Origin of the sequence: Streptomyces sp. NPDC057253, from assembly GCF_042669125.1 — a bacterium.
GTDB lineage: Bacteria > Actinomycetota > Actinomycetes > Streptomycetales > Streptomycetaceae > Streptomyces.
Window position 1 is genome coordinate 1 of sequence record NZ_JBHUXV010000229.1, and the last position, 8,208, is coordinate 8,208.

The following is an 8,208-nucleotide window of genomic DNA, read 5'->3' on the forward strand; positions in this document are numbered from 1 at the left end:
GGGCATCCTCGACGAACTGCCCACCGTGTGCGGCCGGATCGCGGTGGCGTGGCTCGCGGTCGCGGCGCTCGTCGCGGCCTACGACCCGGCCCTCGCCCTCGGCGCCGGCACGCTCACCGCGGGCTTCCTGATCCAGTCGGCGGTCGCCTGCGCGGGCCGCGGCGCCGTGCACTGGCGGCGCCGCACCGCCCGCCTCGCCCGGCCGCGCGCCGCCCTCGTGGTCGGCCCGGCGGGCACCGCCCAGCGGGTGGCGGCCGCCGTGCAGCGCCATCCGCGGTGCGGGGTGCGGCCGGTGGGCATCGTGGCCGACCAGCCCGACAGCGGGGACGGCCTTCCGGTGCTGACGACCGGTGAGGAGGTCCAGCGCGCCCTCATCCAGAACGGCGTACGGGACGTCCTGACCGTCCATCCCTCCGTACGGTCCGAACAGGGGCCGCTGCTGCGGGCGCTCGCGGAGTCGGGCTGCTCGGTGTGGGAGGTGGACGCGGACTCGCCGTCGTACGAGACGCGCCACCAGCTCGCCGGATTCCCCTGCCGCCGCCTGGACATGGGCGGACGGCGGCGCGGCAGCGCCGGCAAGCGGCTGCTGGACGTGGCCGTGTCCGGGAGCCTGCTGCTGCTGGTCAGCCCGCTGCTGCTGGTGTGCGCGGTGGTGCTGAGGCTGACCGACGGGCCCGGGGTGGTGTTCCGGCAGGAGCGCATCGGCAAGGACGGCAAGCCGTTCACGCTACTGAAGTTCCGCACCCACCGCCCGGTCGACGAGCACGAGTCCGCGACCCGGTGGAGCGTGGCGAACGAGATCCGGATGTCGTGGTTCTGCCGCTTCCTGCGCCAGACCTCGCTGGACGAGCTGCTCCAGCTGTGGAACGTGCTGTGGGGCGACATGAGCCTGGTCGGACCGCGACCCGAACGCCCGTACTTCGTCGCGAAGTTCAGCCAGACCTACCCGGGTTACGCGGCCCGGCACCGGATGCGGACCGGTATCACCGGGCTCGCCCAGGTCAACGGGTTGCGCGGCGACACCTCCATCGAGGACCGGGCCCGCTTCGACAACGCCTACATCGACAACTGGTCGCTGTGGCAGGACATCTGCATCCTGCTGCGCACCGCGGCCTCCCTCGTGCGTCCCACGGGGAGCTGAGCGGCCATGACCCACGTGTCCCCGGCCGGGGCCGAGCCGCTCCTGACCCGCCCCCCGCTTCTCACCCGCCTCCGTGAACTGCCCCCGGTCCTACCGGTGTTGGCCGTCATCGTCCTCCTCGCGCTGCCCCTGGGCCCCGGCGGCGACGGCGGTGCGGGTCCCGCCGACGCGGTCTCCGCGCTGGTGGTGCTGTACTGCGCGCTGCGTCTCGTACGGGAGCGCCGGCGCCCCTTGTCGCGGACGGCCGTGGTGCTGCTGGGGCTGCCGGTGATCGGGCTCGCCGTGGCCGCGACCGGGGCCTCCTCCCCCGGCGCCGGGCTCGGCGGCCTCGGCCGTTACCTCCAGATCTTCGTGCTGGTCCCGGCGGCCGTGCTGCTGCTGATCCGCGGCCGGGCCGACTTCCGGCTGCTGGCCTGGGGGTTCGTGGGGCTCGCGGGGTGGCAGGGGGCGATCGGGGTGCACCAGTTCCTGACCGGGACCGGTGCCTCCTACCAGGGCGAGGAGATCCGGGCGGTCGGCACCTTCGGGGCGCAGGACGTGATGGGCATGGCGACCGTCGTGTCCTTCGGGCTGGTGTGCGCGGTGGGGCTGGCGCTGGGGCGGACTTCCGTACGGCAAGGGGCTGTTGCCGCGTGCTGTGCGCTCGCGCTGCTGGTGCCGCTGGCGTTGTCGTTCAGCCGGGGCGCGTGGATCGCCACGGTGGTCACGATCGTCGTGCAGCTGCTGCTGGCCGGTCTGCGGCGGGCGTTGAGGGTGGGGGCCGTGGTGGCCGCCCTCGGAGTGATCCTCGTCGGTGGCTTCGGGGTCGGCTCGGCGATGCTCCAGGAGCGCGTCGACAGCATCACGCAGGTCACCGACGCGCCGGACCAGTCCGTCACCGACCGGTACACCATGTGGGCGGCGGCGGTCGGGATGTGGCGCGAACACCCACTGGTCGGCGTGGGGTTGAAGGGCTTCCCGGAACACCGGGACGCGCACGCCTCGCTGGCGCTGTCCGCGGGCAGCGACACGGAGGGGGCGGGCACCGGGTTCGTGCGGCAGCCGCTGTTGTCCCCGCACAACATGTACCTGCTGATCCTGGCCGAGCAGGGCCTGATCGGGCTGCTGGCCCTCGCGGGCGGCTGGCTGGCGCTGCTGGTGTGCGGTCTGCGGCGGCTGCTGCGGGTCCGCCGGGCGGGCTCCGGCCTCGACTGCGCGCTGGTCGCCTGCGGGCTGCTGGTCTGGCAGTTGACCGACTTCGCGTACGCCGACATCGGCGGCCCCTCGACGGTGCTGACGGCGGTGTGCTTCGGCCTGGCGGCGTGGTGGGCACTGGCCTCGCACGGCACCGAGCCCCCGCCCGGGCGGACGGCCCCGGTACGCGAACCGGCCGGAAAGGCCGCGACACGATGAGGGTGACGGGCCCGCGGGCACCCCGGGAACCGCGGGCCGCGTCGGGGACGCCAGGGGCGCCAGGGGCGCCGAGGACGCCAGGGGGGCCGGGAACGCCGGGGACGCCAGGGACGCCGAGGACGCCGGGGACGCCGGCGAGCAGCCGTACGGCCACGGGTCCCGCCCCCGCGTCCACGGTCGCGTCCGCTCGGGAGAGCGCCCCGCCGAACGGCCCCGCGAACGGCTTCACCACCTCGGCCTACGGAACGGTCCACGGCCCGGCCGGCACCCGGCCACCCGCACAGACGACCCCCCACGGCTCGACCCACGCCACCGCTCGCGACACGTCCGCCACTTCTCGCACACCGGCCGACGCCACCACCCGAGGAGCCGGTACCGCCCAGCTGTCCACCCCGGCCACCACCGCTTCCCCAGCCGGCCCCCCGGCGCGTCCCCCAGCCCGCCCCGCCGAGCGCCCCACCGCCCGCCCCGCCGACACCGAACTCGCCCCCGTCTCCCGCCGCTTCCTCGCCAAAGCCACCCTCGTCACCGCCCTGCTCTCCATCGCCGGTGCCGTCCTCGGGCTGGTGCGGGATCAGGCGTTGGCGCGGTTGTTCGGGGCCGGGAGTGAGACCGACGCGTTCCTGGTCGCCTGGACCGTGCCGGAGTTCGCGTCGACGCTGCTGATCGAGGACGGGCTGGCGTTCGCGCTGATCCCGGCGTTCAGCCTGGCGCTGGCACGGCGGGCGCAGGGTGCCCCCGGCGATCCGGTCCGCGCCCTGGTCGCGTCGACCCTGCCCCGCCTCTGCCTCGCCTTCGTCGCCGTGTCCGCGCTGATCGCCGGCACCGCCCCCTACCTGGTCGAGGCCCTCGCCCCCGGCCTGCCCGACCCCGCCCTGGCCGTCGAGTGCACCCGGCTGACCGCGCTGTGCGTGCTGGGCTTCGGGCTCACCGGTTACTTCAGCGCGGCCCTGCGCGCCCACCGCCGTTTCGTGGCCGCCGCGGCGATCTACGTGGCGTACAACACCGGCATCATCACGGCGATGTTCGTCCTCGGCGGGGACTGGGGCGTGCGCTCGGCTGCGATCGGGGTCGCGGTCGGCAGCGGGTTGATGGCGCTGATCCAACTTCCCTCCTTCGTAAGGCAGTTGCGCCGCAGGAAGGTCGAACGCCAGGCGCCCGTCGAGCCCGACGAGCAGCGTGCCGTGACCGTCGCCCTCGTCGCGACCGTGCTGCTCTTCGCGCTGTGCCGGCAGTCCCAGATCCTCATCGAGCGGTTCCTCGCCTCCACGCTCCCGGCCGGCGCCATCTCGCACCTGAACTACGCGCAGAAGGTCGCCCAGATCCCCATGACCCTCTCGCTGATGCTGTGCACGGTGACCTTCCCGGTGGTCGCCCGCGCCCTCGCCGACGGAGACGTGGAGCGGGCCCGCGGCCGGGTGGAGCGGGACCTGGCGCTCGCGGCCTGCGTGGTGCTGCTGGGCGCCGCCACCGTGATCGCTTGCGCCCCGCAGATCATCGAACTCCTCTTCCAGCGGGGCGCGTTCACCGGCCGGGACACGGCGGCCACCGCGGACGTCATGCGGGTGTACGCGCTCGGGCTGCTCGGCCAGACCGTGACCGGCGCCCTGGTCCGCTCCTACTTCTCGGCGGGCCGCCCCACCTGGTACCCGGTCTCCGCGATGGTCGCCGGGGTCGTGGTGACCTCCTGGGTCGGCGCCCTGACGGTCGGCCCCTGGGGCGTCCTCGGCATCGCCGCCGCCAACGCCGCCGGCATCACCGTCACCGCCGCCCTGCTGCTCGCCGGGATGCGCCGCCGCAGCGTCCCCGTCCGCACCCGGCAGGTGCTCGCCGAGCTGAGCAGGCCGGTACGGGCGGCGGTGGTCGCGACCCTGGCCGGCGCCTTCGTGGCGAGCCGCCTCGACGACCCCCTGACCGGCCTGGCCGCCGGCGCCGCGACCGTGCTCACCGTGTTCTGCCTGCTCGCCCGGGCCCTGGGCTCCCAGGGTCTCGCACCGGTACTCCAGTCCGTCCGCTCCGTCACACGAAGGCTCACTCATGGCCGCAGCCACTGAATCCACTCCGTGGATCGCGATGTACCACTCGGTGGGCGACTGCTCCGAGGACCCCTACCGCGTCACCGTCACCCCCGACCGCCTCGACCGCCAGCTGTCCTGGCTGCGCCGCCGCGGTCTGCGGGGCGTCTCCGTGTCCGCGCTCCTGGCCGCGCCCACCCGCGCGGGCCTGGTCGGCCTCACCTTCGACGACGGCTACGCCGACTTCCTCGACCACGCCCTGCCGGTCCTCACGAGCCACGGCTTCGGCGCCACCCTCTTCGTGCTGCCCGGCAGACCCGGCGGCGACAACGCCTGGGACCCGCTCGGTCCGCGCAAGCCCCTGCTCACCGCCGACGGCATCCGCGAGGCCGCCGAAGCCGGCGTCGAGATCGGCTCGCACGGGCTGACCCACAGGGACCTGACCCGGGCGGACGACGTCACGCTCAAGTCGGAGGTCGTCGAGAGCCGGGCCGTGCTGGAGGACCTGACCGGCACCCCCGTCGCCGGCTTCTGCTACCCGTACGGCACGCTCGACCGGCGCACGGTGGACGCCGTCCGGGACGCCGGGTACTCCTACGCCTGCGCCATCGACCCCGGCGGTTTCAACGGCCCCCTCGCGCTGCCCCGCGTCCACATCGGACAGCACGACACCGCCGTACGCCTGTTCCTCAAGTACCGGCTGCACCGGCTGCGCCGCCGTCCCGTCGAGGGGATCTGAGGTGCGGGCCCTCCATGTCATCACCGGTCTCGGGGTGGGCGGTGCCGAGCAGCAACTGCGGCTGCTGCTCAGGCATCTGCCGGTCGACTGCGAGGTCGTCACGCTGACCAACCCGGGCGCGGTCGCGGACGGGCTGGTCGCCGACGGCGTGCGGGTGACCCACCTCGGCATGGCCGGGAACCGGGACCTCGGGGCGCTGCCCCGGCTGGTGCGGCACATCCGGTCCGGCGGCTACGACCTCGTGCACACCCACCTCTACCGGGCCTGCGTCTACGGGCGGCTCGCGGCGCGGCTCGCCGGGGTGCGGGCGATCGTGGCCACCGAACACTCCCTCGGCGACTCGCAGATGGAGGGCCGCAGGCTCACCAGGGGGGTGCGCGGTCTCTACCTGGCCAGCGAGCGCCTGGGCCGGGCCACGGTCGCCGTCTCCCCCACGGTCGCCGCCCGGCTCCGGCGCTGGGGCGTGCCCGCGCCGCGCATCGCGGTCGTGCCGAACGGCATCGACCTGGACCGCTTCCGCTTCGACCCGGCACGCCGGCTGCGCACCCGGCGGCGGCTGGGGCTGCCCGAGACGGCGTACGTCATCGGGGGCATCGGGCGCCTGCACCCGGGCAAGCGCTTCGACGTCGTGATCCGCGCCCTCGCCCAGCTCCCCGAGATCTGCCGGCTGGTGCTGGTCGGCGGCGGCCCCGAGGAGCACCACCTCAGGCGCACCGCGCACCAGGCGGGCGTCGCCGACCGGGTCCTGTTCACCGGCGAACGGCCCTACGTCCCGGACGGCTCCCCGGGCCCCGACCTGCCCTCCCTCACCTCGGCGATGGACCTGCTGGTCTCCCCCTGCCCCGAGGAGGCCTTCGGGCTCGCAGCCATCGAGGCGCTGGCGGCCGGGCTGCCCGTGCTCTATGCCTCCTGCCCGGCGATCGAGGACCTGCCGCCCGAGATCACCGGCGCGGCCCGCCAGGTCGCCTGCGACACCACCGCGTTCGCCCGTGCGATGGCCTCCACCCGCGCGCACGACACCGGCCCGCGCACCGCGCCCGGAGCCGCCCACCACTACAGCATCACCCGCAGTGCCGCCCAGCTGATGGACGTCTACGCGGCCGCCGTGGCCGCTCGTTCCGTGTCCCCGTCATCCCAGGGAGCAAGTTCCTCATGACCGCCACCGACCTTCCCACCGGCGCACGCCGTCCCTCCCCGCTCGCCCGCGCCAAGGCCCTCCCGGCGTGGTCCCTGATCGCGGCCGGCGCCCTCGCGGGCGGACTGCTCGGCGGGGTCTACGGCCTCGCGAAGCCGCCCGCGTACACGGCCACGGCGTATGTCGTCGCCGTACCGACCGAGAAGTCCGACTCGGCGTCCGCGCTCGGCTTCGCGCAGGCCTACGGCCGGGTCGCCACGCAGGTCGCGGTGCTCGGGGACGCCCAGGTGTGGGCCGGAGTGCCGGTGCGGACGCTCAAGTCCAGTGTCCAGACGGCGACTTCGCCCGACGCCCCGATGGTCTCCATCACGGCCACCTCCGCCCGCCCGGACCTGGCCGCCGACATGGCCAACGCGGTCTCCCGCGCCCTGACGCGGCACGCCAACGACACCAAGGGCGCCACCAACGTCCAGCTCCAGCAGTTCGCCCGCGCCACCGAGCCCACCGAGCCGTCCTCCGCCTCCCCCGCGGTGACCGGTCTGGTCGGCGCGAGCGCGGGCGGGCTGCTCGGCGGCCTGGTGCTGCTGGCCCGGCCCCGGCGCTCCGGGTCCGGCCGGGACCAGGGGCACCCGGCGTCGGTGCCGGCCCCCGCCGTGGCCGCCGAAGCCCACGGACAGCTGTGACGTACACGACCCACCTCGTCACCGACGAGCGGGCCTTCGCCGAACTCGGCCCCGAGTGGGACGGGTTGTACCGCCGCTGCGAGTCCGCGACCCCGTTCCAGAGCCACGCCTGGCTGCACTCCTGGTGGCTGTCGTACGGCAGACCCGGGCGCCTCAGGCTGGTCCTGGTCCGGCACGAGGGCGAACTGGTCGCCGTCGCCCCGCTGATGCGGGTGGGCCGGCCGGTGCCGTCCCTGGTACCGCTGGGCGGGGCGATCTCCGACTACGGGGACGTCCTGCTGGACGACGGGCGGGGCGAGGAGGTGGTGGCCGCGCTCACCGAGGGCCTGGCCCGGGCGGCCCGCACCGCGCTGGTCGACTTCCGCGAGGTGCGCCCGGGCGGCGCGGCCGAGCGGATCTACGACCACTGGAGCGGGCCCCGGCGGCGGGTCGGTGACTCGGTGTGCCTGGAGCTGCCCGCCGTGCCGATGGACGAGCTGGTGGCCCGGCTGCCGTCCACGAAGGCCCAGCAGCGGGTGCGCGCCAAGCTGCGCAAGCTGACCTCGCTCGGGGTCCAGCGGCAGGTCGTACGCCCGGACGAGGTGGACTCGGCGCTGCGGCGGCTCATCGAGCTGCACCAGCTCCAGTGGCAGGGACGGAAGGTGACGTCGGAGCATCTGCGGCCGCGGTTCTGCGACCACCTGGTGCGCTCGGTCGGGCCGATGGTGCGCTCCGGGGACGCGGTGGTCACCGAGTTCCGGCTGGACGACGACGTGGTGGCCGTGGACCTGACGCTGCTGTCGCGGCGGCTGGCCGGCGGCTATCTGTACGGGGCGCATCCGCGGCTGCGGGAGCGCAAGGCGGACGTGGCAGTGATGCTGCTCGACGCCTGCAGTGAACACGCGCGCGGCACGCTGAGCCTGCTGCGCGGCAACGAGCCGTACAAGCAGCACTGGCGGCCGGAACCGGTCGTCAACCAGCGGCTGTTGCTGGCGCGGACGCACACGGCCCCGCTGCTGGCCGCGGCCCTGTGCGACGTGGCCGCGCGGCGGCGGGGCAAGGAACTGCTGCTGCGCTGGAAGGGGTGGAGGGAGCGTGCCGGTGGCGGCAGGTCCTGAGGGGGC

General features: G+C 74.9%; 7 protein-coding genes. All 7 read left to right on the forward strand.

Annotation, left to right across the window (positions count from 1 at the left end):
* On the forward strand, positions 1–1,141 hold a 1,141-nt coding region (locus ACFULQ_RS47645; RefSeq protein ID WP_383557694.1), incomplete at its 5' end, for an exopolysaccharide biosynthesis polyprenyl glycosylphosphotransferase.
* Positions 1,142–1,147: 6 nt separating this feature from the next.
* Complete coding sequence (locus ACFULQ_RS47650; protein WP_383557697.1) at positions 1,148–2,533, forward strand: O-antigen ligase family protein; 1,386 nt, start codon at positions 1,148–1,150, stop codon at positions 2,531–2,533.
* The gene (locus ACFULQ_RS47655; RefSeq protein ID WP_383557700.1) at positions 2,530–4,587 is read left to right on the forward strand and encodes a lipid II flippase MurJ; all 2,058 of its coding nucleotides are present in this window, start codon (positions 2,530–2,532) and stop codon (positions 4,585–4,587) included. The genes ACFULQ_RS47650 and ACFULQ_RS47655 overlap by 4 nt, the downstream gene beginning before the upstream one ends.
* Complete coding sequence (locus ACFULQ_RS47660; RefSeq protein WP_383557703.1) at positions 4,571–5,287, forward strand: polysaccharide deacetylase family protein; 717 nt, start codon at positions 4,571–4,573, stop codon at positions 5,285–5,287. Before ACFULQ_RS47655 ends, ACFULQ_RS47660 begins: the two co-directional genes overlap by 17 nt.
* Position 5,288: 1 nt before the next feature.
* Positions 5,289–6,443 (forward strand): glycosyltransferase, encoded by a 1,155-nt coding sequence (locus ACFULQ_RS47665; RefSeq protein WP_383557706.1) that lies wholly within the window; start codon positions 5,289–5,291, stop codon positions 6,441–6,443.
* The gene (locus ACFULQ_RS47670) at positions 6,440–7,105 is read left to right on the forward strand and encodes a lipopolysaccharide biosynthesis protein (protein WP_383557708.1); all 666 of its coding nucleotides are present in this window, start codon (positions 6,440–6,442) and stop codon (positions 7,103–7,105) included. The genes ACFULQ_RS47665 and ACFULQ_RS47670 overlap by 4 nt, the downstream gene beginning before the upstream one ends.
* The gene (locus tag ACFULQ_RS47675; protein WP_383557711.1) at positions 7,102–8,202 is read left to right on the forward strand and encodes a GNAT family N-acetyltransferase; all 1,101 of its coding nucleotides are present in this window, start codon (positions 7,102–7,104) and stop codon (positions 8,200–8,202) included. Before ACFULQ_RS47670 ends, ACFULQ_RS47675 begins: the two co-directional genes overlap by 4 nt.
* The last annotated feature ends 6 nt before the right edge of the window (positions 8,203–8,208 follow it).

Excerpts from the sequence above, each read along its gene's own strand:
- ACFULQ_RS47650 (WP_383557697.1), top strand. The coding sequence starts at position 1,148 with ATGACCCACGTGTCCCCGGCCGGGGCCGAGCCGCTCCTGACCCGCCCC.
- ACFULQ_RS47655 (WP_383557700.1), top strand. The coding sequence starts at position 2,530 with ATGAGGGTGACGGGCCCGCGGGCACCCCGGGAACCGCGGGCCGCGTCG.
- ACFULQ_RS47660 (WP_383557703.1), top strand. The coding sequence starts at position 4,571 with ATGGCCGCAGCCACTGAATCCACTCCGTGGATCGCGATGTACCACTCG.
- ACFULQ_RS47670 (WP_383557708.1), top strand. The coding sequence starts at position 6,440 with ATGACCGCCACCGACCTTCCCACCGGCGCACGCCGTCCCTCCCCGCTC.